The following is a 24,029-nucleotide window of genomic DNA, read 5'->3' on the forward strand; positions in this document are numbered from 1 at the left end:
GCGGCCGATAAGGCGGCGGCCGATAAGGCGGCGGCCGATAAGGCGGCGGCCGATAAGGCGGCGGCCGATAAGGCGGCGGCCGATAAGGCGGCAAAGCCCCCTCGTGCACGGCGTGGTCCGCCTGCCGATGGCGGCGAGGAAGAACGCGTTGACGCGATCCTGTCGACCTCCAAGCTGCTGGGCGCCGGCGGCGAACGTCTGCGCAGGGGCATGGCTGTTTCCGTGCCCAAGCGACGCGCGTTTGCCCTAGAGCGCTCCGGCAAGATCCGCTTCGGTTCGGTTGAAGAAGTTGAGCGTGCCGCGACGCGGCTTGGCTCGGCTCGCATCGGCTGATCCATCGTGGCCGGCTTCTCGGATCTCCTCGACGGCATCGATGATGCCATTGAAGAGCATTTGTGCGACGACGCCTTGTATTCGGTCGATGGCGCCGCCTTCGTCGGTGTCCGGATCCAACTAGATCATCCGACGCCGGCGGATCGGTTGCAGGCGATCTCCTTCACTCGCACGCGTCCGTCGATCAGGGTCGCCAAGGCCGCCTGTCCGACGTTGAAGGAGGGGCACTTCTTCCGCCACGGCGTGGACCTCTGGGAAGTTGCTGAGGCACCCACGGCGGATGGCGATGGCCGTTGGTGGGCGGTCGAGGTGATGCCGGGGTGACCACTCTTGCGCAGCTGAAGGCGGCGCTCGTTGGCGACTTCGACAAGGAGATGGACGCTGGTCTGAAGCGGGTCGAGGGCGCCATCCAGTCCGCGCTCTTCGACTATGCCGGCGACACGCAGACGAAGTGGCGGCAGGATGTCGCTCAATCTGGCCTACGCAACGCCGCGCGGATGACGAAGACCATCCGTGTACGCAAATACAAGAACCGGGGGCTGAACCCCGCCGCCCAGGTCTATTCCACCTTCCCCATCCTGCAGCGTGCATTCGAGCAGGCGACCACGGTCCGATCGCCGAACGGGCACTTCCTGCTGATCCCAAATCCCGACGTGTGGCCGAGCGGCCGCGTGCCTCGGCCTGGCGGGCGTAGCGGGCAGCGCAACAATACGCTGGCCATCGCCGAGGCCAGATTCGGAAAGCTGAGGCTGATCTACCGCCAAGGTCAGGCCTCCCTGCTGGTGGCCGAGGCGAGATCCAGCGCCTCACGGCCCGGCAGCTTCCGCAAGGCCAGCGCCACCGCTTTGCGCACGGGGAACGGCCTGACCACCATTGTCGTCTTCTACCTGGTCAAGGAAGCCCGCCTGCCACGGATGCTGCGCGGCAATGTCATTCGCGAGCGCGCACAGAGAAACGCCGCCGGCGCCATCGACAGACTGTTCGTCCGCTACTTCGAACAACCCGGCAGCCAGGCCCTTCTGACGGGACCGAGCAATGATTGAACCCGCCTATCAGCAGCTGGCGTCGGACGTCGCGGACGCCCTCCTATCGGCTGGCTTCATCAACGTGACTTCAGACCTCAAGATCGACCCATCGGCGCCCTTCACCCCGACCGGCGACGAGCGAACACTGATCCAAGCGGCGGCCTTGGTGAAGGTCAGGACGAACCCGGTTCGTCAGCTCATGGGCGGACCGGCGGTTCGCTATGTCGTCGAACGCCAGTGTCAGCTCGAACTCGCTATCGCCGGCCCTGAGCGTCTGCGACGCGACAACCGCGTCGAGGACGCATTAGCGGCGTTGGCAGTGTTGCAGGACGCCAATCCCACCCTGTCCGGTACGGCCGAACGGCTGATCCTTGGCGAGCAGACCGACGACGAGCTGCCGCCGAATGGCGTGAGCTTCTTCATTACCTTCACCATCCGCGTCCGCTCGGGCGACGCGCTGGGCCGCACCCCTTGACCGGAGCCTGACATGACCACGGAAACCGACACCGAAACCGACGCGCCGAACAAGCCCGGCCCCAAGCCCAAGCTGGTCTGGATCGTCACCTCAGAGGCCGGCCTGCATCAGGTCAACGCCAGCGCCGTCGACGGCGCGATTTCCAACGACAAGGGCCGCCGCGCGACCGAGCGCGACCTGGCCATCGCCGGCGTCACCGACGCCCAGGAGGACTGATCCATGCCCGCTGACGTCTGGTATGGCGGCGACTGCGAAACCCGCATCGGCCGCCGCGCGAACCTGGAGACGGCGCCGACCGTCTGGCAGAACTTCGAGTTCCTGTCCCTGACGATCACGCCCGCGCAGGAATGGCGCGAGCGGACTAAGTTGGGCAATCCCGGCATCCGCAAGAATGTGCTGGATCCGACGCGGCCGCGTAAGGGCTTCTTCCGCCTGACCGGCGAGCTGGTCGTCGACGCCGATACGCGTCAGCTGCCGCTATTGCTGCGCGCCGCCATGGGACCGCCCTCGGCGGCTGTCGCCAATGGCGAGCTGTTCGATCACACCTTCGAAAGCGGCTCCAAGGCGGAGCAGTATTTCGACCTGGCCATCAAGGTCGGCGACAACGACATCCGGGTCTATGAGGGCCTGACGATGTCGCAGCTCTCGACCCAGTTCACGGGCGAAAACACCCAGGACTTCAACCTGAACATCAGCTTGGCCGGCCTGCGCCGAAAGAAGCTGACCACCTTCCCCGTTGGCGATGTCACCGCCGTTCCGACCGAGGCGCCCATCCTGCGTGCCCTGTTCGAAGTCGACGACGTCGCCGCCGGCAACATGCTGACGGGGTCGTTCAGCTTTAGCCGCCAGCTTCAGGAGGGCATCTTTCTTAGCGCCACGCCGACGGTGTCCAGCCTGCGACCGAATGCGACCCAACATTCCGGCTCGGCCTCGTTCCGTGCGATCGGCGCGGTCTTCGATCAGATGGACGAGGAGGAAGACACCTTTGCGGCGACCTTCCGCATGCTGGGCGTCCGAGCCGGGCACCTGATCCGCCTGCGCCACCCGCAAGCTCTGCTGGCGCCCAGCGCCATTCCGATCAGCGGACCCGGCCAGATGGAGCGCACCATCAACTGGTCGCCCTATCAGACGGCGGCTGCGGCGGCGGCGCAGATCATCATCACGAACGACGTGGCGGCCTACACATGAGCATCCGCGTCGCCCTCAAAAAGGATCCGGTGACGAAGTCGCTGCGCGGCCTCTACACGGGCGCGTCTGTCACCGTTCGCCGGCTCCGCAGTCCCGAGTGGCACAGCGCACGCGCCGCCGCCCAAGCCGTTCTGCAGAATGATGCTGAGCTGCTCCCCCTTCTAGTCGAGCACGACCTGTTGCCAGAGGGGGGCGTCCGGGGCTGGAAGCGGATGCGTGACGATGATCCGGGCGCATACGCCGACTATCTGATCGGGATCTCGGCCTGGCTGACGGCTGTCGAGTGCGCCCTGGTCGGGGTCTCGAGCTGGATCGGGTTCACGCTCGACGACGGCGCGCCCGCTCCCATCAGCCGGGACGTGCTCCGGTCGCTGTTCCTGGACGAGAAGCTCAGCGACCAAATCATGGCCGTGCTGACGGAGGCGGCGGTGCTGTTGATCGTCGAGGGGGAGCCCTTCGGGGCCTCGCCGAATGGCTCTTCGGCGCCAGGGACGACGGCGTAGGCCCCGACCACTGCTTCAGTTGCCAGAAGATCGCCGCGCCCTGCAGCCAAGGCGTTGCGATCGAGGGCCGCCGGTGTCCCCGTTTTGAGCATGCGTGCCGAACGGCCGAGGGCGCCGAGATCTGGGACGCGGTTCAGCGCCCCGGCGCCTGGACGGGCGGCGGCATGACGCCCCGCCGGATCGACCGACAAGCCGTCCATGCCCGCCTCAATCATGTGCCGGGGTGGATCATCGAGACCCTGCTGGATGCGTTCGAGCCGGCGGCCCTGAAGGCGGCCGGCGTCGCCGAAAAGCGACGAGAGAAGACGGAACCGCGCGCACGGCGTGCGCATGCCGAGGACGAGCCCGACGATGACTGATGCAACAGCAGGACGCGGCGGCGTCGGCGTTCGCCTTTATGTGTCTGGCGGCGAGGTCGTTAGGCGCACGTTCAACGAGGTCGGCGACAGCGGCAAGAAAATGTGGGCCGAGATCGCTTTGGGCGAGAAGTCGGCCAATCCGGCGATCCGCGCCCTGTCGCTGGGCGCTGGCGAGGTGAAACAGGGCTTCGACGGCCTGACCAGCCGCGCAGGATCCGCCGGCGTCGCCCTGGGTGCGTTTGGCTTTGCCGGCATGGCGGCGGCGGCGGCGCTGGGCGCGCTGGCGATCGCCACCCAGGGGGCCTTTGAGGCAATGAAGAACGCGGCCGACCTGACCGACACGGCGGATCGGATTGGCATCGGCGTCGAGGCCCTGCAGCAGTGGCGCTACGTCGCCGACGAGGCTGGCGTAGACACTGGCACGCTGGAAGGCGTGATGGAAAAGCTGAACGGTACTCTCGGCAAGTTCAAGATGGGCTTGGGAGATGCCAAGCTGAAGCCGGTCTTCGAGGAGCTCGGCATCACAAAGGAGCAGCTGCGAAACGTTCAAACCGCCGACGAGATGCTGCTTCTGCTTTCGGACACGCTGGGCCGGGTTTCGGATCGGAGCAAACAGGTTTCGCTCGCTCGTCAGCTAGGCGCCGAGGAGGCCCTACCTGTGATCCGCATGACCCGTGATGAGATCGAGCAACTGATGCAGGCTTCAAGCGATCTCGGTTTGGTGATCGATAAAGAAACAAACGCAAGACTTGATGAGGCAGATCGGAAGCTCGAGCGTGCTGGACAGCAGATGCGCATCGTGCGGGACACCGCCGTCGCGCCCCTGGCCGACATCTTCGCTGATGTCGCCGCAGAACTGGCAGGCATGGCGGCTGAGTTCTCGAAGATTGAGGCTCGTGCTCCAGGCTGGGCGCAAGCGTTCATGGCGATCGGTCGCGCCATACCGGGAACGGGTGTCATTCAGCGTGCGGGTGAGTTTGCCCTAGGCCGTGTCTATGGCCATCTCGCGGGTAGCGGCGACAATCCTAATGTGCCGGGCGTCTTCAACACGGACGAAGTGGCCCGAGGTGTCGCCGCCTTCGCTATCGCTCCGAAGGGTGACTTTGAAACAAGGGGCCACACTGCGCGAAGTGGCGGCGGTGGCGGCTCCTCGGCCGCGTCGGCGGCGCGCCAGGCCGAGCGGGAGGCCGAAAGGCGTAAGCGCGAAGCCGAACGCGCGGCCGAGAACTTGCGTCGCGACATGATGACCGCGCGCCGCGACGCCACGCGCGAGCGCTGGTCCGGCGACACCCCCGAAGATCGCGCGCAGCTGGCCAAATCATTGCTGGCGCTGGATCAGCAGGAAAGAGACACGAAGCGGGAAGCGCTGAAGGCTGAGCTTCAGCGAACCGGCGCCCTGACAGAGGCCGCGAAGGTTCAACTGCAGCAGCTCGAAACGCTCGATCAAGAAACCGACCGGCTAAAGGATCGCGAGATCATCCAGACCCAGCGTCGGGAGCTGGCCGCCAAGCAGCTGCAGGCCGAGACCGTCGTTGCGGACGATGCGATCGCGCTGCTGAACATCCAGGACGGGCTGGCGAAAACGACCCGCCAGCGGTTCGAGATCGCCAAACAGATCATGGCCCTAGAGCACGAACTGGAACGCAAGGCGCGCAAGGTCGCCGCTGAGGCCGATGGCGTGGTGACGGAAGAAGAGCGCGCGTCGCTCTACAATCTCCAGCGCCGTCAGCAGGGCGAAATCAACGTTCTGAACCATCAGGAAGACGAGCGACTGCGGGCGCAGTTCAAGTCCTACGGGCGCGAGGTCACCGAGGCGATCCGCGAGGGCCGGATCGGCGAATACATCGGCGACCGGCTGAAGGAACGGCTGCTGGACGGCGCCTTGGACCAGCTCTTCAACCTGTTCAGCAGCGCGAGGTCCGGAGGGGGCAGCGCGGACGGCGGCGCTGGAAGCTGGATCTCGTCGGCTTTCAACGTCGCCAAGTCATTCTTCGGCGGCGGGCGCGCGGCCGGCGGTGGGGCCGAGGCCGGGCGCTTCTATCACACTGTGGAGCATGGCCGGCCCGAACTGTTCATGATCGGCGGATCCGGGCACGTCACCAGCGCCGTCGAGACGGCGCGGATGTTGCGCGAAACCATGGCCGAAACGAGCGGCGGATCCTCGCGCTCGGCTGGTGTGCCGATCGTCCACCAGACGCTGAAGTTCGATAACCGGGGGGCCGTCATGACGTCCGACCTGCTGCAGAACATGGAGGAGATGTCGGCTTCAGCAGGGGTTTCCAGCTTCAACGCCTCTCGGAAGACGGTGCCTTCAGACCTGGTGCGGTCTGATCGCTACGCGCTGGGGCGTCGCCGATGAGCGCAGTCTTGCCCATGGCCCCGCCGGCCTCGATGTCGGTGCGCCTGCTCTCTGCGAAAAACCAGCTGACGCCGGCCTTCGGCGATGGTGAACAGGAACTGCTGCGTAAGGGATCTCGATACGAGATCACCTTCGATATGGGCGAGATGGACTACGTCGACGCCCTCGACTGGTCTGACCTGATGACCGAAGGGCAGACTGTCGTGATGGCGGTCTATCAGCCCGGCGTGGTGATCGGTGCGCCAGGCGCGCCTCGGGTAAACACGTCGGGCCAATCAGGGCGTATCGTCGCGCTCAAAGGCATGACGCCCGGTTATGTGATCCGAAAGGGTCAGTTCCTGTCGATCGTCACGCAGGGTCGCCGGTTCCTCTACCGCGCTGCCGGCGCCGCCCTCGTACTGGAGAACGGCCAGGCGAATGTGCTGCTGCAGACCATGCTGCGCTTCCCTCCATCCGACAATGATATCGTCGAGGTCGAGCAGCCGATGATTGAGGGCTTTCCGCGCGACGTTTCCGACCTGACGATCATAGCCAACCATAACGTCGAGGTTTCATTCACGGTGAGGGAGCGCTGATGGACGCGAACCTGATCGCCGCCTATCAGCAGCCCGCCTTCGTCAAGGCGACGCTGGTGCGGTTAGATATGGTAGGCGGCGCCATCTGTCTGACCGATGGCGGGTTCGTCGTCTTCGACGCCGGCGAGGGCGATGGTCCGGAGGCCTACCTCGGACATCACCCGGTCTATGGCTCTCTCGACACGGTCGGATCGATCAAGGACGGCTCAGAGGCTCAGACGACGCGGATCGACATCGGCATCCTGCCGGTCTCGGACGTCGCCGCCGCCGCCCTCGCCGCTCCGTCGACGCAAGGCACGCGGGTTCAGTGGTGGGAGGGCGCTGTTGACCAGACAACCGGCCTGCTGATCGGCGCGCCGGAGCTGAAGTTTGACGGCGAGATCGACAAGCCCCGGTTTCAGGTCGGCGATAGCTGGCTGCTGTCGCTGGAGTGCGGCACCCAGGCCGAACGCCAGCTGGAGCCGAACGCGGACTGGCGCCTGAACCACGCGACGCATCAGCGGATATGGCCGGGCGAAATGGGCCTGGCCTATGTCGACGGCGTCGCCCGCAAGAACGAGTGGCGCAGCCGGCCGGAGAACCCCGGCCTGTTCAAGCGCCTGCTCAACACCTTCGTGCCTCTCTCCAAGTAGGGCGATCCATGCACCCCATGATGAAGCGCCAGGCTGCGACGCAGGCCTGCATGGACCGCTTTGCGTTCAAGGCCGTCCAGCCGGGCAAGCGCGACTGCGGCAAGCTGGCGGCGCACGCGATGGGCAAGATGGGCCGATCAGCGAAACTGCTGAACGGCACGCGCCACAAGACCTTTGCCGGCGCCCTCAAATACATCCGTCGCCTCGGCTTCAAGGACTTGATCGCCCTGATGGATGCGACCGACCTGGAGCGTGTGCCGCCGGCGGCCGCCCTGCCTGGCGACATCATCGCCATGCCGTCGGAGGATGGAGACGGCTTCGGCTGCTCGCTCGCCGTGGCGTTGGATAATGGCCGGGTGCTGGGCCTGAACCCCGCCTCGGGCCTGATCGAGCCGATGATCCCTCATCTGTTCATTTGCGCCTGGAGGGTCTGAATGCCGTTCCTCCTGCCCGCCGCCGCGTCCGCCGTCGCCGCCGCCGCGCCTGCCGCTGCCGCTGCGAGCGCCGGCGCTGCTGCATCGGCCGGAATCGGTGCGACCCTGACCAGCATCGCGGGCAACGTCCTGATGAACGTCGCCATCTCGGCGGCCATGTCGATCTTTCAGCCCCAAGTCGGGGTGGCAGGCCGGACCTTCGAATGGACGCTCGACCCCGACGGGCCGATCCCCTTCGCCGCCGGCCGCGTCGGCGTTCCCGGCTCGGCCGTCTACAGAAAGACCTTCGGTCCCGATCTGATGTATTACGGCATCCCGTCAGTGATCTCGGGCGCCGGGCCGATCGACGGCTTCGAAGGCTTCATGGCCGACGATGAGACAGTAGCGTTCGACGGCTCAGGCAAGGCGATCAGCAGCCAGTACGCCGGCGAGCTCTGGTACAAGAACAAGCTCGGCACGCAGCCCGACACCGCCCTTACCTCGCCCACTGGGCTGAAGAACGGCGCGACCCTTCCCGGCTGGACCTCGGCGCACAAGCTGTCGGGCAAGGCTTGCTACATGATCGTCATGGGCGAGAACTCGAAGGGGACCGCCTTCCCGACGGGTGAGATCAAGCCTCTGATCACCCTGCGCGGGCTGAAGGTGTATGACCCGCGCCTCGACAGCACCTATCCGGGCGGCTCGGGCTCGCACCTGCTTTCGAACCCTTCGACCTGGACCTATTCCGCCAACCCGATCCTGTGGGCGCTGAAGTGGGCGCTGGGGCTTTGGGAAGGCCCGACCGGCAAGGGCGCGCCGCAGGTCGATTATCAGGTCGGCGGGATCGGCGCGAAGCTGTCGGGCATCGATGTCCCGGCCTTCGTCGCGGCCGCGAACATCGCCGACATCAACGATTGGACCTGCGCGGCCTATCCCACGACGGACGACGACAAGCACCAGGTGCTGACGGGCTTCCTGCAAGCGGGCGGCGCCATTTACGCCCAGCGCGCCGGCAAGATCAGCTGCATCCAGCGCGCGGCGCCCCGCACCAGCATCGTCACGGTCTCAGCCTATGACACGGCCGGGCCGCTGGAGATCGACACGGCTGCGAGCCGTATCGACCGGATCAATACCCTGCGTCCCCGGTTCTGGAGCGAGCCGCATCGCTGGCAGATGACGGCGCTCGACCAGGAGGTCACCGCCCAGGCCTATCGCGACGAAGACGGCGGCGTTCGCCCGAGCGGGATCGACTATCCCTATGTGACCAGCGCAGTTCAGGCCGCACAGCTCGCGGCGCTGCAAATCGCCAACACGCGCGAGGGCATCGCGGGGGTGATCCCGCTGAAACCGCACCTGCAACGCATCCGGCCGGGCGACGCCTTCACGATCACCGAGGCAGGATTCGTCCTGAACGGCCTAAAATGCCTGTGCCTCAACACCGACTACGACCCCGCGACGGGCATAGTTCGGGTGTCGTTCGTCAGCGAAACAGACGCCAAATATCCCTTCGCGCTAGGCCAGAGCCCAACCCCGCCGACGCCGCAGGTTCTGACGCCGGTCGATCCCACATTCGTCAGCCCGCCCGGCGCCGGGGACTGGACGATCACCCCGCGCCCTCCTGCACCCGGCGGCGGCCAGCTTCCCGGCTTCGACCTGGGTGGCGGCGTTTCCAACGACACGGCGACCGCGATCATCGTCGAGACCGGCCCGACCGCAACCGGCCCATGGACGCAGGCCTATCAGGGCCCGCCGACCGTCACGAATATACCGATCGACGGCCTGCAATCCGGCGCGACCTACTACGTCGCGATCCAGTATCAGCGGAACCAGAACTACTCCGAGCGCCACGTCTACGGACCCTACACAGCGCCGGTGCTCGACCCTGGCCCCAATGCCCCGACGATCCTGGAGCAGCGCGCGGACATCGACGCACTCGCGGACCTGCAGGCCAGCGAGACGGTGATCCGGCAGGAGCAGATCGACACCCTGACGGCCCGTTCCAACCAGGCCGCCAATCTGATCGACAATCCGTCCGGCGCGGCAGACCCGGCCGGTTCGTCCTCGATCCGTGGCTGGGTCAAGGAAGGCGGCCCGAATGTCCAGCTGATCAACGACCAGGAGGTGGGGCGCATCTTCGTGGTCGGCGACTACATGGTATCGCAGGTCTATCCCGCCTCGCCGGGCCAGAAGCACGGCCTGGGCTACAACGCCTCACCAGTCGGGGGCGGTCACGTCCGCCTGCAATACATCACGCCCTCTGGCGCGGTCGAAGGCGTGCGGGTGGACAATACGCTCGACGAGAAGGCCGAGCGCCGCCGCTCGTCAGCGTCCTCTGTTGCGCCGGCCGGAACGACGGGTTTCCGCCTGCTCGCCGTCCCCCCGTCTGGCGGCGTGCTGCCGGTCTGGGCGATCAAGGTCAACTTCGGCGAGGTTGCGACCGATTTCACCGACGACTATTCGGCGAACGTGCTTCAGGCCGAGGCGTCGATTATCAAGACGCTGGTGTTCGATCTCGAAGCCCAGCAAGCGCTTGCGCGTGTCGAGATCGTCGCTGCTGCGGATGGCGCCAAGCCGGCACGCGGACGCTGGGTGTCGTCCGCCCTGGGTAGCTATATCGCCTTCGAGGCGCCCTACATTTATTGGGGCTCAAACACCGTCTTCCACGACGCGACCGACACGCTTCAGACGACGGTCGGCTCCAATGTCCGCGTCCTTGCTTTCGGCGCTCCCTTCGGCGCCACCGGAAACCTTCTTGAGTGGTGGGGACCGGCGAGCATCGGTCTCGGCGCAATGACGACTGGAAACGGCCTGAATGGCCGCATGACCACGGCTCCGTATGTCTTCGACAACGTCACCGGCGGCGCCCGCCAGGCCCTCGTGTCGGTCACGGATCGTTCCGTCACCACGTCCTGGACCTTGATGGCGCAATACGACATGGGCGGCATCTCGGCTGGTCCGAATGGCGTTGTCGTCGCGGCGGACTTCGACGTCGGCACCTTCTTATTCGTCCCGAGCGGATCGGGCGTCACCGACTTCTACGGCGAGATGCAGCTGCGCGAGCTGGCGCAGGACGGCTCGGGGGCCGCTGTGCTGGGCACCAAGGCGTTCAACTCTACCTCGGGCGACCCGTCAGCCTACGTCGTCGCTCAGGGAAGCCGCACCGGCGCCGTCCGCTATCAGGTGTGGATGCGCAGCACCCAGCCTGGCGAGAGCGCCACGATCGGCGGCCGGGTCCAGTTCCAGGCCGCTCCAAACGGCTGACCACCATCAATAGGATCGATTAGAATGGCGACCAACAAGCTGGAACAAAACTACGCTGCGCGTGAAGCCGTGTCCTTGGCGGTCGGCGCCAAGCTGCGCGAGATCGCGGCCATTCTGACCGAGGCCAAGGCGGACCCGGACCTTTATCGGGACGGCCTGACCGCGCCCTTGGACCGGGTTTTGACCCACGCGCAGATCCACGGCCCCGCCCTGCATCCTGACCCTCTGCCGACCGCAGACGCCTGACCGCCACCCAAGCCGCCCAACGGCTGTTCCAACACGGCCTGACTATCGGAGGGGCGGATGTTCGACCCGCGTGACCTGCCCCTGTTCTGGGGGCTGTGCGGCGGCCTGATCGCGGGCGGCCTCGGCATGATCCCAGCCTATGGGTCCAAGGGCGCGACGCGCGAGGCGCGGGTGCGAGCCTGGCTGTCCCTCGGCATCGGCGTCTTCGCCGGCCCGGTGGCGGCCGAGGCGGCGACGCCGTCGATCGTCGCCCTGGTCAAGGTGCTGGACTTCCGCGTCGTGGCGCTGGCGATCGGCTGGATGGCCGCCAACGATCCGCGCGGCTTCTTCAATCTGGTGGGGCGCATCATCAAGGCCGGCCTTCGGGCGGCCGTGGAAAGCAAGGAGGCGTCGTCATGACGCATCACGCATGGGTCGTTCTGACAGGGATGCTGTTCCTGTCGGCAGGTGGAGTGATGACGGTCGTGTTCCGACTACTCGGGCCGACCTATCACACGCGGATCTCGGGCAGCCTGTTCCTGCGCTCCGTCGTCTTGCTGATCGCGATCTTCCTGATGGTGCGGGGGGCGACGACTGTGTTTCCGGGGCGGCTGGTCCGCGTCGAGCATATGTCGCCCTTGCTGCCGCTGGGCGCGCTCTGTTCGCTGGCCTTCGCCCTTATCGTCTTAGACTTCGTGCAGCGAGATCGCAGCCCGCCGCCATGGAGCGTCATGGCGATCCGCCTGTTCACCCTGATCCGCCGCGAGGATTGGGCAGCCCAGGCGGCGATGAAGCTGCCGCCGGCAGGCCTGCTCGACCGGCCGGTGTCAGATCAGCCGCATCACGGCCTGCGCATCACCGTCATCTGTTTCTCGCTCGTGATCATCGCCGCCGCCGCCCTGACGATCTGGTTTAATGGCCTCTTCAGCTGACGAACCGGGTTTGCGCAGATCTGGTGTGCCATTTCGGCACTTGCCAAGCTTCAATCGCCAAGACCCGCGTTGCGCGAACGCCGTGCGCCGCATAGAGCCGCATGGTTAACCCGCGTTAGCCAAGTCGCTGATTCGTATCCTTTCGGGACGGCACGGCTTTTGGAGAGCCCAGGTTATCGGGATGGGCTTAGCCCTTTCCGAAAAGACGGGGGGGAGCTGGGAAACCAAGCGACCGCTGATTCAACAATGGCGAACTATTCGCTTGGAGAGATGACTATGAAACTTGCTTCTTTGATGGCCGGCGTCGCGGCGCTGGCGCTCGTCGCAGCTCCGGCCATGGCTGGCACTGTCTATCACGCGTCCGCCACAGCGGGCGTGACGAACGGCCCGTCGATCAACGTGCCCGGCTACGGCAATCTTCAGTTGGTTGCTGGTGCCACAGTGAACGAAACCACGGACCCGATCTCGGCCTTCTATCTGCCCGCCTTGCAAGCTGCTGGCGTTCATCAGAACGTCAACCAGAACGTTTCGATGGTTGTGATCGCCGGCAGCTCGGCCGCGAACAACGGCACGGCTTCGAACAACGACGGCGCGACCTTCACCCTGAAGGGCGCTGTGTCGACGGACTGCGCCTACTATACCGGCAACGCCTCGACCACGATCGACTTCGGCACCATCGGCATCTACGCCTCGGACGACACCGGCCCGGCCAACGCCTTTGACATGACCGCTCCGGCCAACGTCACCATCGACACCAACCTGGCCGGCTGCAACACGTCGAACACCGTCACCGTGTCCAAGAACGACATCCGCGGCCTGGTGAACAACTCGGGCGCCGGTTACGATTCCAACGTCTTCCAGGCCGAGCTGCCTTATTCGGTCACCGGCACCTACACCGCCGGCGCTGTCGGCTCCACGGCCGCCGCGACCAACGGCAACTACATCAACCTGGCCGCCAACGCCAACTCCACCAGCGCCAGCCACGGCGCCTGGAAGTCGGCCATGGCCCTGAACGTGAACATCCCCGTTCCGTCCAAGTCGCTGCTCGCCGGCGCCTATGAAGGCCAGCTGTCCGTCAACATCCAAGCCTTCTGATCTCCAGAACTTGGGATGGCGATAGGGGGCCTTCGGGTCCCCTATTTGCGTTCGGAATACACCCGAAAGCGGACAATCTAAATGTCTGAGATGGGTGGTTAGCTGACATCCCCACGGATATTGTTTCCAGATGAAGAGGTTCATCTCAGTTACGAACGACAAGGGCTTCGCCAAGACCGTTTTGGAGATCGATGACGGCGGCGTGGCCTGCTTTGCGTTTGAGCGCGAGGATAGTCCCTATCCAGAGTGGGACTATTGGGAGCAGGACGTGGAGACCGCGAAGGCGATGTGCCTCGACCTTTGGGGGGTGCCCACGCTGTCGTGGAGTGAAGTTCTCAACTAGCTGCCAACGTCCGCAATGGGTCGATTCCAGTCGTGAGCTTCACCGTCGAAAGCGGACGCCGACTTCCGCGCCGGAAAGCGGATAATCCGCGCTTCAGCTAGGGATCGGCAACCGACGTTCAATCGCTTAGTCCGAGCGCTATGTTCCAGCCGTAAAGGTAGCGGTTGTCGCAACGTAGCGACGCAGGATCGGCGACAGTTACGCGGCGATAAATCTCAGCGTCTGTCGTTCGGCCAGCGAGAGCCGGGCCAGACATCCGCACCACCAACGTATCCCTATCTGGCGAATAGCTTGTGCGTCCTGCGATCGCGTAGCTCACGGGGTTGCCGCTGCGATAATAGTTTGTGCCTTCATTGCGGTTTACGCGCCTGCCCAGCGTCGCGGGTCTGGCGAATATCTCGCTTTCCTGGACACTGTAACGCCCCTGAGGTCCCTCTACCTCGATACCCATGCCTTCCAGCCCGACACGGACGTCGGCGACGCGCTCGCCCTCTACGAGTTGAAGGCTGCTGTATTTAAAGCAAAGAGTCTTGGGGCCGATGATTTCACGATGTGGCGTATCAAATCCGCCCACTGCACCGGTCGCAACCGCAAGGGTTAAGGCGATAGTGAAAACCATATTTCACCGTAACACCGGTTGCTAATGTGTCCTATGGGTCGATTTCAGCCATAGACATCGGCGCTGAAAGCAGACCTGCGGCACCCAGCCGTTTCACGCAAAAGTCTGTGTGATCAGTTGATCCGTCAGACGCCTAGATCTCCTAGGGCGGTTTCACGAAGCCCCGAATAACCGCGCCGGACGGCGTCTGCACGTCAAGCGACGCCAGCGACAGGTCGCTCTCAAAATAGAGTTCGCCTGCCGAATAGCGTCATCGTCATCGGCGGCGATCGTTTCGATCCGCGCCCGATGGCCGGTGATATCGATGGTTAAGAAACGATACACGCCGCGTCTTAGCTTCGCCGGTCCAGCGTGTCGAATCGACAGCTTGGGTGGCGGCCCGACCGATGTCGCCATCGGCCGAACCGCCTGCCGCAGTCCAGCACGAGCTGCGACCTGTTCGACTTACCCCTTATCGCCCGCTGTTGTCAGTGCGTCCCGGTCGCGCGGCATTCGTCTCGATCACTTCCGCCTTGTCCTCAAGATCGGTCGCCATCTGGTTCAGCAAAGCGAGCGTGCGCGGGCAGTTGATCGCCCGCTTTAGCTCTCGATAGCGGCGGGCTTCGTCTCTCAAGGCACGGGCGGCAAACGGCATTTTCTCCAAACTGCGTGCACGCTGACCGGTTCGAGCGCTGCCGTAAAGAAAGTTGCTCGCATCAATGCCAGATCGCGCGAGCTAAGCCCCATACCGCCGCCACAACGTTGGCCAGCAAGACGATGACAAAGGCGGCGATGAATAGCCGTCCTGGATCACTATTCCGGTCGCCCCTCATGGCCGCTAGTAGAGCCTAAAACCAAGAACCCGACTACGGCGATAAAGTCTCGGGTTGCGCAACTTATCAACCCGTGATTATTTTCTTTCAGGGGTTGCTGCAGCCAGACCCTTAGCCTGCCGGTCGCTGTAATGATTAGGCGGAACTCACTACTCGGGTTGGCCGACGAAGAGGCTTAATCGGAGGCTGGGACTGAATATGGTGGTAAGGTTGGGCCTGTCAGAAGTCCCTGCGTAGCCTGGTGGGGCGGTGCCGGCGTAGCCACCCCATGGAGCGCTCCGCCCTTTGAAGCGGTAGTTCCAACCTTACTCCCCCTGGCCGCGTTTGCCCGAGCGTATTGGCGCCAAGTTGCCGCGTCAGCGGCGGCGGGCACTTCTTTGAATGGCCATCACACGCCGCCAATGCTGGCGATAAACGCACGAATGGCCCGTAATCCGATAATGTCGGCACTGTCGGTTCGTGCGCGATGCTCCACGATCAAACCGTGGATAACCAGATCAATCAGTGCGACGCACTCTTTTGCGCTGCTGGGCGTTTGGACCAAAGCTCGCGCGACCGCCTCGTCAATTATGTCGGCCGTGTCTTCAGCGTCATCGACTTGCTGAAGTTTCAAGGCAGTAGCGGAACAATCTAAACAGCCCATTGCGGGCTCCATGGTGAAGTTGACCCTACAGGACAGGCCGGGGCATTTGCGGAACCGCCGGCCTTAGCTCCCCGCTAGAGCGAGCCGCAAGGCTCAACCCCTACGCTATGCGACGCAGCTTAAGCGCGCAATCCCTAACAGCTGGAGATTGACCATGGCCTCGAAAGAGCCTGCCTGGCTGGCGTTTGCCCGCCAGCAAATCGGCGTGCGTGAAATCGTCGGACCCAAACATAGCCCGATCATCATGGGCTGGATCCAGAAGCTCGGCGCCAAGGTGCTGGGCATCAAGGTCGTCGACGACGAGACCGCCTGGTGCGGCACCTTCGTCGCCATGTGCATGATGATTGCCGGACTGGCGTCGCCAGCGATCGCCGTTCGCGCCTCGTCCTGGGCGACGTGGGGCCGTGAGCTGGTCGGGCCGCGTCTGGGCTGCGTTCTGGTCTTCACGCGCACGGGCGGCGGTCACGTCGGCTTCTATATCGGCGAGGACGCGACCCACTTCCACGTCCTGGGCGGCAATCAAGGCAACGCCGTCTCGATCACGCGCATCGCCAAGGATCGGCTGGCCAAGGGCGGCATGCGCTGGCCGGCCGGCGTGGCGCTGCCGGCGGTTCAAGTGATCCGCCTCAACGCCGCCGGGGTGCCCGTGACGGTGAATGAGGCATGACCCGCACCCTCACGCCGCTGGGCTGGTTGATCGCCGGCATCGCCGTGTTGATGGCCATCGCCCTGATCGCCTGGGGCTGGAACAATCTGTGGGCCTGGCTGCCGTGGTCGGCCGAGGCGCGTCTGGATCGGGCGGAAGCGCGGGCCGATCACGCGGAGAGCGACGCCTCGGCGCGCGGCTTGGAAGCCCAAGGCAACGCTGAGCAGGTCCGACGCACGGAAGCCTATGGCGACATCCGCGTCCGCGTCGAAGCCGTCACCGCCGAATCCATCACCCAAGCCCGGAGCGCCCCTGATGCGACCGATCCTCTCGCGGCCGATCGCGCCGCTCGCCTTCGCGATCATGACCGCCGCCTGTGCGACATCGCCCCGGCAGGTTGCCCCGCCGCGCCTGGCGCTCCCTGATGCGGCGACCCGGCCCTGCGCGCTGGCTGTGCTGCCAGATCATCCAACAGCCGCCGATCTCGACGCGACCTATATGCAGCGCGGCGCCCAGGTGGTCAGCTGCGACGCCGCCCGCGCGCTGGCCGTGGAGACCCTGATCGCGGAGCGGCGGCTGATCGACGAGTGGTTGAAGCTGGAGAAGGGACGGCGGCTGGAGTGGCTGGCCCGTGCGCCCGGCTAAAGGAAGCGCTCGCGGCGTGTTATGAGCTTCAACAAGCTGTCAGCACCTCTGAGAAACACGCCTAGAAGGTTCATGCGATGATCATCGTGTCATCGCATGAACAAGGTCACCATAACATTTGGTAAGGTCGGGTTTGGCCGCACTGTGCGCGGGACCTCCCCAACATGGGTCTACTCGCGGACTTTCAGTGAAGGATCCCGACGGCGCCTTCGATCCAAACCAGAATCACCGCGCCTAAGATACCAAGACAGGCAAGCAAACGTGTCCGTGGCGTCCAAATCTTCGAAAGAAAAAGCTCAACTCCCAAGCCGGCGACGATAAGCAGCACCGCCATCGCGGCGAAGTCAAAGACGGTCCATGCAACCTCGGATGTGAACTGCATAGCGATTAGCGGGGCGGCGAGAAGAGCGCCCAGACTCAGCCAGAGTCCCAAGCGCCAGCGTGCAGCGCGAGAATGAGAGAATGGCGTAGCTTTCATGACGGCTCGGGCATCTGAAGGGGTTTCTGTGGAGGTCGTGCTCTAGGTGCGCTGACGGCGTCAGTCGATCAATCCGCGCCGTTGCATGTCGATGACGATGGGATCCAGCAGCGATGCGATCACCTCCATGTCGAACGCGTCTTCCGCCTCCACTTCGTCAGCAAAGGTGCGCGGCTGGTTCTGGCGCATCGTGGAAAGCCGCCAAGACGACTGAACGACTTGCTGCCGGGCCAAGTGCTCTATGCGCTGAAGGCGGACGCCTGCGCGGGATTTGATGAGGGTCTTCCGTGTCGCCATGGCTTCAATCCTCCTGGATCGGAACCTGACACGGCGTTACGCGATTGTGGAGTCGAGACCGTTTGCGATGACTGGTTTCATGTGTTGCGCGATCTGGGGCCGTCATCCTTCGGGGTGGCGGCCTTTGCCGTTTTCTGTGCGCGCGACCCCATGCCTTAGGTCGTTTGGTCGGTGGGATGGAAGTGGTCGGAGCTGCATGTTCCTCCGGCGAACAGGGCGACGACGTCGTCAGGAAATCCCGCCTCCCTAAGCGTCGGGGCATCGACATCCCTCACCAAGTAGGCGACATCGTCGATCCGACGGCCTCCCTCCTGCAGCCAGGTCATCAGACGGCGCACATACTGGGCTTCAGTCGGGTCGCCCGGGCCCTTGCTGAAACCTTGAGCAGCTTCGTCCTTCTTGGCGGCGAAGGTCTGTCGAACACTGGGGCAGTTCTCGCATTTCATCGCCTTGGCCCACAGCCAAACATCCTTGGTCAGCCAGTTCGGGAAGAGGCGACATAGGTCCCGACCGCCGAACCAGACCTCATGCTCGCAGGTCGTGCACCTCTGCAAAATCCCAGCTCCGCGCTCGGGCAGTTGGACCAGGGGCCTGTGCGAAAGCCCGAACAGCATCGGGAAGGCGCTGTCAGGGGCGGCCTGAAGATGATCTCCGGTCATCAGCCAAAGCCCAGAAGGCGCCTAGCGCCTCGCCAGGCGGGGTGCAAAGAAAGATCATCTTGCCGGTGCAGCCGTAGCGCCGGCATCGGGTTCGCGCATTCCACAGCTTTACGTTCTGGCCTGACAGCCGAATGACGACCGACAGGTCCACCCAGCAGTCGAGGTGGCAGCGCGGACAACGAGCGCAGACGTGCCAGCCGTCCCGCCGCATTTGAGAAACGGTCATGTGCGGCGCCACGCTGAGGTGATGGGCCAGCCCGCGAATTTCCGGCTTTTTGTAGCCCACGACTCATCGGCGCGAGAGGCGCGCTGCGAGCCTATGGGTTTCGTCCGCCGTCATCTTGGCGAACTGGCCCATGCCCAGCGCCAAGGCGGCGCTGACCAGACGGTCGTTCTCTTCCTTGGAAACATAGGCGACGTTCGACCCCGGCCCCGGCGTCGCCGGCAGGCTGGGATGGGGCGGCGGATTGCGCACGCCGTGCGCGGCCAGCTCGGCCTCCAATCGCATCAGCTCTGACAGCGGCATCGGTCGTGACGAACCCGGTTTGTCGATCGGCATGCCCTTCCTCCTCCTTCATTTCGCCCCCGTCCGGGGCGGGATCGGCGCGTTGCAGCGCGTCGATCTGCGGGCCTTACCCCGCACGACCAGGACCGATCGGCCGTCCGGCTGATCGCCGCTCCCGCTCACGCGAGCCGGGGACTCCTACTCGTGCAAAAGGCGACTCCGCAAATGAATTGTTCTCGTAATGTTCTCGTCGTTGATCAGCGCCCTGTCGCGCCGTGCGAACCGCCGACCGCGTGGCTGGGCGGCAAACGACATCTGGCTCGCCGGATCTGCGGCGTGCTGGCCGCCACGCCTCATGACGCCTATTGCGAGCCGTTCATCGGCATGGGCGGCGTGTTCCTACGTCGGCGGGTTCGCCCGGCCGTCGAGGTGATCAACGACCTGAGCGGCGACGTCGTGACCCTGTTCCGCGTCGCCCAGCGCTTCCCCGACGCCCTGATCCGCGAACTGGCGTGGCGGCCGGCGGCGCGGGCGGAGTTTGAGCGGATCCGCGAGACGCCCGATGGCGATCTGTTGGACATCGAACGGGCGGCCCGATTCCTTTATCTCCAGACGCTGGGCTTCGGGGGCAAGGTCGCCGGGCGGTCCTATGGCGTCAGTCCGACCAGCCCCCACAACTTCGACCTGACGAAGATCGAGCCGCGCATGCGCCAGCTGCATGACCGGATGGCCGGGGTCGTAATCGAGAACCTGGACTGGCTGGCCTTCATCAGCCGCTACGACCGCGCCGGAAGCCTGTTCTATCTGGACCCGCCGTATTGGGGCGGTGAGGGCGACTACGGCGCCGGCATGTTTTCGCGCGACGATTTTCAGCGGATGGCCGACAAGCTGCGGACGATCGAGGGGCGGTTCCTGCTGTCGATCAACGACCGGCCGGAGATCCGCGAGATGTTCGCCTGGACCGACGTCGAGGCTGTGAAGACGGTCTATTCCATCCAAGGCGGGAATGCGCCTGGCGCGGCCGAGCTGCTGATCGCCAAGGGCGTCGAACTTGCCCCGGCCGCTCCACAGGCCATGCTCTTTTGACGCGCGTTCACCTTGGCTTCCGGACGATTGCATCGAACCCAAACATTTCGGCATCTGCCTGCATGGCCAGGAACGACCGCGACGCGGATGTACGATCCATGTCCTGCAACATTGACGCTTCGATCTTGGCGAATTGTTGATCGGAGATGGCGGCCGAAGCATCTGCGGCCAACTGAGCTTTCTCCCGATAAAGGTCGAGCAAGTTGCTGGGCACGACAAATCGGCCGGGCCGAAGAACGCCATCTCTCACGTGCACTTTGGTGCCCTCCCACTTGTAGGGCCCGTGGTCGATCGTCCCGAATATCTGGAAGCGACCGAGTTTCGACCAAGCGTAGGTGGCTCCGTTTCCGCCCACTATATCCAGCATGACTGAGTTCATGATGAAGCGGTTGAAGTTCGTCGGCAGGTCGGGGATTGAGGTGTCTCCCGCCAAATCCCAAATCATCAAGTGTTGCTCGTGTGCTCCAGGATGGGGCCGCTTGCCTAGGAGGAACTCGCGCCAGATCGATTCCGTCCTCACGACCCTTTCTCTGTCCGCCAAATCGTAAACAGCGTCAGGATTTCGACCGTAAGCATATACGAGAGTGCGCCACGAGACTGAGACGCAGAACTTTAACAGCCAGTCGGAGTAACGGGTGATGTTTCGACCGTCACTCCAAGGGCCCACTACATCGTTAGCGAACCGTCGCTCCCAGGCTGAAAATCGCTGTTCACAAGAGTGGCAAAGCCACTTCAGCTTGATGCCATCTTGGATGCGTTTGTTTGGTGTTTCGGAGAAGCGTAGGTAACCCGTCGCGCCATTCGCTTTGAGATCTCTGAATACAAACGCCGGGATTATGTGGCTGTTCTGAAGCTCGGCTTCGCGCCAGCACAGGCGGCATAGTTCTTCGGACGGCGGACCCAAGCTTTTGGCCATAGTGTGATTGGAGCCGTTTGTATGGAGACACACAAGATGCGGTTACAAAGAGATGTCATGGACTGATTGAAAATGTGAGCATTTTTCCCAGACTACGAATCTGAGGGTCGGGCGTTCGAATCGCTCCGGGTGCGCCACTTCTTCCAAATAATGAGACTTCAAACGCTTCGCCGATTTGGCAGGCCGTTCGCCGCCTCGCGATACGTCGCAGCGCATCGCGAGGGCTTTTACGCGCGCCTAGAACTGTTTCGACAACGACACGAAGGTGCGCCAGCCTTTGTCAGGTTGGTTGTAGGGCGCACGGGACAGGGGTTTGGCGAACTCGATGCGCAGGGTGGCCTTGCGGTCGAAGGTGATGCGTGAACCGACGCCGGCAGACGTCAGCTGTTCGGACCAGTCGCGACCAGGCGTCTTGTTCCACACCTTGGCGGTGTCGAAGAAGGCGAAAGCCTGAGCGAAGGTGATAAGGTCGCCCTTGGGATCATATCCGACCCGCGCCTCAATCATCCCGGCGACGGCCTTGTCGCCGCTGGCTTCGCCATAGTCATACGCCCGGCCGTAGGTCGGGCCGCCGACGAAGAACTCTTCGGAGCTGAGCAAGGCGTCGTCCGACCATTGGCCTGAGGCCTCGACATAGACGCCGACATACTTGCTGAGATCGCGATAGGCGCTGACCTGGGCGTTGACCTTGAAGAACTCGCCCGTCGCGTCGTAGCGCGTATTCAGCGGCGAACGCTCGGTCGTGGCGCCAAAGGCGTCGATCCCTTTTGACAGCTGAACCGAGCCGGCCATCCAGCCGGGACTGTAACGCCGCTGTCCCGCCATAGATACCCGTGCCACGGTCAGGGTCTCGTCGGCGCGACCCGTGGCGACGTAGTTTTGCTCGACGCGACGGACATCCAGTCCCGCATTGAGCCAGAGGTTCTTGTCGCGCGAACGGACCAAAGGATGCGAGAGCGTGACCGAGGCCATGCGGCTGCTCCCCCCGACCCAGCCCGATGCGTTCTGAAGCGGCGCATCCGTCTCATAGCCCGATACGCCAAAGCGGATGCGGCCGCCTCCGGGCGCGACGACAGAGTAGGACGCATCGATATAGGTGAGTTCGTCAGGACGATCCGGCACCGTCAGCACGCCCAATGTGATCTGGTCGCCGGCTATGAATGTCGAGTTGCGGGCGCCGGACAGGTAGACTTGCCACGGACCCTGGGTTTCGGAACCGCGATTGTCGGCATACACGCCGGCGCTGCCCGAGGTCATTTCCGTCTCGACCACCAGGCGGTGTTGCGCCGGGTCGCCGATGATCGGCTCAATGCGGCTGGTCAGTTTGACCCCGGGCACGTCGGACGCCAGGGAGAGGCGGCGATCCAGTTCGCCGACGGTCAGGGGGCGCTGGTTCACCAAAGGCTTCAGGATCGGTTCGACGGCGCGTGCGCCATCGCCGGTCAGTTTCAGTTCCGAGATATAGCCCTCGAACACGACGATGCGGGCGGCGCCGATGGCGGGGTCGGTCTCGGCGACGACGGCGCGGGTCAGAAAATATCCGTCGTTGCGATAACGGGCTGTGATCGCATTGGCCGACTGCACCAGATCATCCACCGAGACGCGCCGCGCCAACTGCTGGTCATAGGTTTCGGCGAGATCGGCGAGCGGATAGGCGCTCACCCCCTGGATCAGCATGCTGGTCAGGATCAGACATCCGGCGCATCCGGCGTCCGGCGTCGAGGCCGGCTCAGCGTCCGCGCGAACCGGTCCCGCGACAGCCATGGTCAGCACCGCCGCCATCCCCCAAAGGACAGTGATTGTTCTTAACCATGAAGTCGAAAAAATATGACGCACGCTGTTCTCCAGACACAGGAGGCCACTTACGGCGTTTGGATTAAAAATCGTGTTAATATCGCCAGTTAAGGGCTTGGCAGGCACGTCCTGATATCCAGAACATCAAACAGAATGTGTGGAGCCTGTGTTGGCCAATCGATACGCAATATTCTTCGCGGTCCTCTTCTTCTTCGTGCGCTACCCGACCCAGGCTCTGGCGGATGAATGGCGCATCAGGGAAGTCGCGGGCGTTGTTCGCGTGGCCATACCGGCGCGGCCCGCTGCCAACGGCTCGGTTGGGCAGGTATTACCGACGGGAACCAGCGTCACGACAGGCGGAAACGGCCGCGCGATGATCACGAACGGTCAGCAGAGGGTCGTGGTAGGGCCGAACAGTCGCACCACACTGGCGCCCGAAGTCGGCGGCATGACACGGGTTTTGCAGGACCTCGGCTCGGCCCTTTTCCAGGTCGATCGGCAGCGGCAACCGCACTTCCGCGTGGAAACGCCCCTGCTTGCCGCCGTGGTGAAGGGGACGAAATTTACGGTCACCGTCGATCCCATGGGCGACCGCGTGCATGTCGCCGAAGGTCTGGTCGAAGTCCGCGCCAACAACGGCAACGCCGTCAGCGACGTGGCGGCGGGCGCCACCGCCCTGGTTCCGCGCCAGCAACCGACCAGCGTCGAGGTTTCCACACCCGTTGCATCGGTTCCGATCGAAGCGGCGCCGGTCGCGGCGCCAAGCCTTGACTACGAGACTTTGACCGATGGCCTAGTCCAGAACCCGCCTGCGACGGCGCCAGCGGCCACGAGCGGGACGACCGCGACATCCAGCAGTCCTATAGCCGTTACGGCGACAACATCGGCCCAGACGGCCAGCACCTCCTCTGGGAATTCTGCGGCGACATCCACCGGTAGCGGAGCAAGCTCTGCCCAAGGCGGCAACGGATCGGCCCCGCCTGTAGCGACCGGTTCGGGCGCCAATGGGTCGGTTGGAACAGGCAACGGCAATCCGGGCAGTCCGGGCGGCGGGGTCGCCAACGGCGGCGCTGGCAACGGCAGTTCGGGCAACCCCGGCAACCCCGGCAACGGGGGTGGCGATGGCGGTTCCGGCAACGGTGGCGGCAACGGCGGTAACTCTGGCAACCCCGGCAATCCTGGCAACGGGGGCGGCAACGGCGGTCCGGGCA

Annotated in this window: 31 protein-coding genes; 23 read left to right on the plus strand and 8 right to left on the minus strand. The window is 64.2% G+C overall.

Annotated elements, in window-relative coordinates:
• The 18 genes from AC3WRC_RS11215 to AC3WRC_RS11300 form a co-directional block, all read left to right on the plus strand.
• Nucleotides 1-333 (plus strand): hypothetical protein (locus tag AC3WRC_RS11215; RefSeq protein ID WP_492303904.1); only part of this gene is annotated, 333 nt, incomplete at its 5' end.
• A 6-nt stretch (nucleotides 334-339) separates the two neighbouring features.
• The gene (locus AC3WRC_RS11220) at nucleotides 340-657 is read left to right on the plus strand and encodes a head-tail joining protein (protein ID WP_492303905.1); all 318 of its coding nucleotides are present in this window, start codon (nucleotides 340-342) and stop codon (nucleotides 655-657) included.
• Nucleotides 654-1,376: a DUF6441 family protein gene (locus tag AC3WRC_RS11225; RefSeq protein ID WP_492303906.1), complete on the plus strand. Its 723-nt coding sequence runs from the start codon at nucleotides 654-656 to the stop codon at nucleotides 1,374-1,376. The genes AC3WRC_RS11220 and AC3WRC_RS11225 overlap by 4 nt, the downstream gene beginning before the upstream one ends.
• Nucleotides 1,369-1,833 carry a hypothetical protein gene (locus tag AC3WRC_RS11230; protein ID WP_492303907.1) on the plus strand — a complete coding sequence of 155 codons (465 nt, stop codon included), beginning with the start codon at nucleotides 1,369-1,371 and terminating at the stop codon, nucleotides 1,831-1,833. The genes AC3WRC_RS11225 and AC3WRC_RS11230 overlap by 8 nt, the downstream gene beginning before the upstream one ends.
• Nucleotides 1,834-1,845: 12 nt before the next feature.
• Nucleotides 1,846-2,049 carry a hypothetical protein gene (locus AC3WRC_RS11235; protein WP_295242377.1) on the plus strand — a complete coding sequence of 68 codons (204 nt, stop codon included), beginning with the start codon at nucleotides 1,846-1,848 and terminating at the stop codon, nucleotides 2,047-2,049.
• A gap of 3 nt (nucleotides 2,050-2,052) precedes the next feature.
• Nucleotides 2,053-3,021: a phage tail tube protein gene (locus AC3WRC_RS11240; protein WP_492303908.1), complete on the plus strand. Its 969-nt coding sequence runs from the start codon at nucleotides 2,053-2,055 to the stop codon at nucleotides 3,019-3,021.
• Entirely contained in the window at nucleotides 3,018-3,524 is a 507-nt protein-coding gene (locus AC3WRC_RS11245; protein WP_492303909.1) for a hypothetical protein, read from the plus strand. The genes AC3WRC_RS11240 and AC3WRC_RS11245 overlap by 4 nt, the downstream gene beginning before the upstream one ends.
• A 164-nt stretch (nucleotides 3,525-3,688) precedes the next feature.
• Nucleotides 3,689-3,883 (plus strand): hypothetical protein, encoded by a 195-nt coding sequence (locus AC3WRC_RS11250; RefSeq protein WP_492303910.1) that lies wholly within the window; start codon nucleotides 3,689-3,691, stop codon nucleotides 3,881-3,883.
• A complete protein-coding gene (locus tag AC3WRC_RS11255) occupies nucleotides 3,849-6,242 on the plus strand; it encodes a hypothetical protein (protein WP_492303911.1) in 2,394 nt (797 codons plus the stop codon). Before AC3WRC_RS11250 ends, AC3WRC_RS11255 begins: the two co-directional genes overlap by 35 nt.
• A gap of 14 nt (nucleotides 6,243-6,256) precedes the next feature.
• Nucleotides 6,257-6,817, plus strand: coding sequence for a hypothetical protein (locus AC3WRC_RS11260; protein ID WP_492303912.1), 561 nt, complete (start codon nucleotides 6,257-6,259; stop codon nucleotides 6,815-6,817).
• Nucleotides 6,817-7,449, plus strand: a complete 633-nt coding sequence (locus AC3WRC_RS11265; RefSeq protein ID WP_492303913.1) for a hypothetical protein — start codon at nucleotides 6,817-6,819, stop codon at nucleotides 7,447-7,449. The genes AC3WRC_RS11260 and AC3WRC_RS11265 overlap by 1 nt, the downstream gene beginning before the upstream one ends.
• 8 nt (nucleotides 7,450-7,457) lie before the next feature.
• Nucleotides 7,458-7,883 carry a DUF6950 family protein gene (locus tag AC3WRC_RS11270; RefSeq protein WP_492303914.1) on the plus strand — a complete coding sequence of 142 codons (426 nt, stop codon included), beginning with the start codon at nucleotides 7,458-7,460 and terminating at the stop codon, nucleotides 7,881-7,883.
• The gene (locus tag AC3WRC_RS11275) at nucleotides 7,884-11,123 is read left to right on the plus strand and encodes a hypothetical protein (protein WP_492303915.1); all 3,240 of its coding nucleotides are present in this window, start codon (nucleotides 7,884-7,886) and stop codon (nucleotides 11,121-11,123) included.
• A 24-nt stretch (nucleotides 11,124-11,147) separates the two neighbouring features.
• Nucleotides 11,148-11,369, plus strand: a complete 222-nt coding sequence (locus tag AC3WRC_RS11280; protein ID WP_161640719.1) for a hypothetical protein — start codon at nucleotides 11,148-11,150, stop codon at nucleotides 11,367-11,369.
• A gap of 57 nt (nucleotides 11,370-11,426) precedes the next feature.
• On the plus strand, nucleotides 11,427-11,768 hold the full coding sequence (locus tag AC3WRC_RS11285) for a hypothetical protein (protein WP_161640718.1): 342 nt from the start codon (nucleotides 11,427-11,429) through the stop codon (nucleotides 11,766-11,768).
• On the plus strand, nucleotides 11,765-12,280 hold the full coding sequence (locus tag AC3WRC_RS11290; protein WP_492303916.1) for a hypothetical protein: 516 nt from the start codon (nucleotides 11,765-11,767) through the stop codon (nucleotides 12,278-12,280). Before AC3WRC_RS11285 ends, AC3WRC_RS11290 begins: the two co-directional genes overlap by 4 nt.
• A 276-nt stretch (nucleotides 12,281-12,556) precedes the next feature.
• Entirely contained in the window at nucleotides 12,557-13,375 is an 819-nt protein-coding gene (locus AC3WRC_RS11295; RefSeq protein ID WP_492303917.1) for a hypothetical protein, read from the plus strand.
• A 130-nt stretch (nucleotides 13,376-13,505) separates the two neighbouring features.
• On the plus strand, nucleotides 13,506-13,718 hold the full coding sequence (locus AC3WRC_RS11300; protein WP_492303918.1) for a hypothetical protein: 213 nt from the start codon (nucleotides 13,506-13,508) through the stop codon (nucleotides 13,716-13,718).
• A 118-nt stretch (nucleotides 13,719-13,836) separates the two neighbouring features.
• On the opposite strand, the gene AC3WRC_RS11305 is transcribed toward AC3WRC_RS11300, so the two are convergent.
• The 3 genes from AC3WRC_RS11305 to AC3WRC_RS11315 form a co-directional block, all read right to left on the minus strand.
• Complete coding sequence (locus AC3WRC_RS11305) at nucleotides 13,837-14,337, minus strand: hypothetical protein (protein WP_492303919.1); 501 nt, start codon at nucleotides 14,335-14,337, stop codon at nucleotides 13,837-13,839.
• Between the two features lie 451 nt (nucleotides 14,338-14,788).
• A complete protein-coding gene (locus tag AC3WRC_RS11310) occupies nucleotides 14,789-14,971 on the minus strand; it encodes a hypothetical protein (protein ID WP_492303920.1) in 183 nt (60 codons plus the stop codon).
• 566 nt (nucleotides 14,972-15,537) lie between these two features.
• Nucleotides 15,538-15,762: a hypothetical protein gene (locus AC3WRC_RS11315; RefSeq protein ID WP_492303921.1), complete on the minus strand. Its 225-nt coding sequence runs from the start codon at nucleotides 15,760-15,762 to the stop codon at nucleotides 15,538-15,540.
• Nucleotides 15,763-15,946: 184 nt separating this feature from the next.
• Here AC3WRC_RS11315 and AC3WRC_RS11320 point away from each other — a divergent pair, with 184 nt between their 5' ends.
• The 3 genes from AC3WRC_RS11320 to AC3WRC_RS11330 are packed head-to-tail and all read left to right on the plus strand — an operon-like array spanning nucleotide 15,947 to nucleotide 17,083.
• Nucleotides 15,947-16,459, plus strand: a complete 513-nt coding sequence (locus tag AC3WRC_RS11320; protein ID WP_492303922.1) for a TIGR02594 family protein — start codon at nucleotides 15,947-15,949, stop codon at nucleotides 16,457-16,459.
• Nucleotides 16,456-16,863 carry a hypothetical protein gene (locus AC3WRC_RS11325; protein ID WP_492303923.1) on the plus strand — a complete coding sequence of 136 codons (408 nt, stop codon included), beginning with the start codon at nucleotides 16,456-16,458 and terminating at the stop codon, nucleotides 16,861-16,863. The genes AC3WRC_RS11320 and AC3WRC_RS11325 overlap by 4 nt, the downstream gene beginning before the upstream one ends.
• Nucleotides 16,864-16,891: 28 nt before the next feature.
• Entirely contained in the window at nucleotides 16,892-17,083 is a 192-nt protein-coding gene (locus AC3WRC_RS11330; protein ID WP_492303924.1) for a hypothetical protein, read from the plus strand.
• A gap of 538 nt (nucleotides 17,084-17,621) precedes the next feature.
• Here the strand turns inward: AC3WRC_RS11330 and AC3WRC_RS11335 are convergent.
• From AC3WRC_RS11335 to AC3WRC_RS11345, 3 genes are all read right to left on the minus strand, one after another.
• Complete coding sequence (locus AC3WRC_RS11335) at nucleotides 17,622-17,858, minus strand: hypothetical protein (protein ID WP_492303925.1); 237 nt, start codon at nucleotides 17,856-17,858, stop codon at nucleotides 17,622-17,624.
• A 155-nt stretch (nucleotides 17,859-18,013) separates the two neighbouring features.
• Nucleotides 18,014-18,517: a hypothetical protein gene (locus AC3WRC_RS11340; RefSeq protein ID WP_492303926.1), complete on the minus strand. Its 504-nt coding sequence runs from the start codon at nucleotides 18,515-18,517 to the stop codon at nucleotides 18,014-18,016.
• Nucleotides 18,518-18,806: 289 nt separating this feature from the next.
• Nucleotides 18,807-19,076: a hypothetical protein gene (locus AC3WRC_RS11345; protein WP_492303927.1), complete on the minus strand. Its 270-nt coding sequence runs from the start codon at nucleotides 19,074-19,076 to the stop codon at nucleotides 18,807-18,809.
• Between the two features lie 171 nt (nucleotides 19,077-19,247).
• On the opposite strand from AC3WRC_RS11345, the gene AC3WRC_RS11350 reads away from it, so the two are divergent.
• Nucleotides 19,248-20,108 carry a DNA adenine methylase gene (locus tag AC3WRC_RS11350; protein ID WP_492303928.1) on the plus strand — a complete coding sequence of 287 codons (861 nt, stop codon included), beginning with the start codon at nucleotides 19,248-19,250 and terminating at the stop codon, nucleotides 20,106-20,108.
• A 7-nt stretch (nucleotides 20,109-20,115) separates the two neighbouring features.
• Here AC3WRC_RS11350 and AC3WRC_RS11355 read toward each other — a convergent pair whose 3' ends face one another.
• The gene (locus AC3WRC_RS11355; RefSeq protein WP_492303929.1) at nucleotides 20,116-20,556 is read right to left on the minus strand and encodes a hypothetical protein; all 441 of its coding nucleotides are present in this window, start codon (nucleotides 20,554-20,556) and stop codon (nucleotides 20,116-20,118) included.
• A gap of 705 nt (nucleotides 20,557-21,261) precedes the next feature.
• On the minus strand, nucleotides 21,262-22,788 hold the full coding sequence (locus AC3WRC_RS11360) for a ShlB/FhaC/HecB family hemolysin secretion/activation protein (protein WP_492303930.1): 1,527 nt from the start codon (nucleotides 22,786-22,788) through the stop codon (nucleotides 21,262-21,264).
• A 199-nt stretch (nucleotides 22,789-22,987) separates the two neighbouring features.
• Here AC3WRC_RS11360 and AC3WRC_RS11365 point away from each other — a divergent pair.
• The coding region (locus tag AC3WRC_RS11365; RefSeq protein WP_492303931.1) for a FecR domain-containing protein at nucleotides 22,988-24,029 on the plus strand (1,042 nt) is incomplete at its 3' end.

This window comes from Brevundimonas sp. EU05-FHT14B07 (assembly GCF_058790795.1).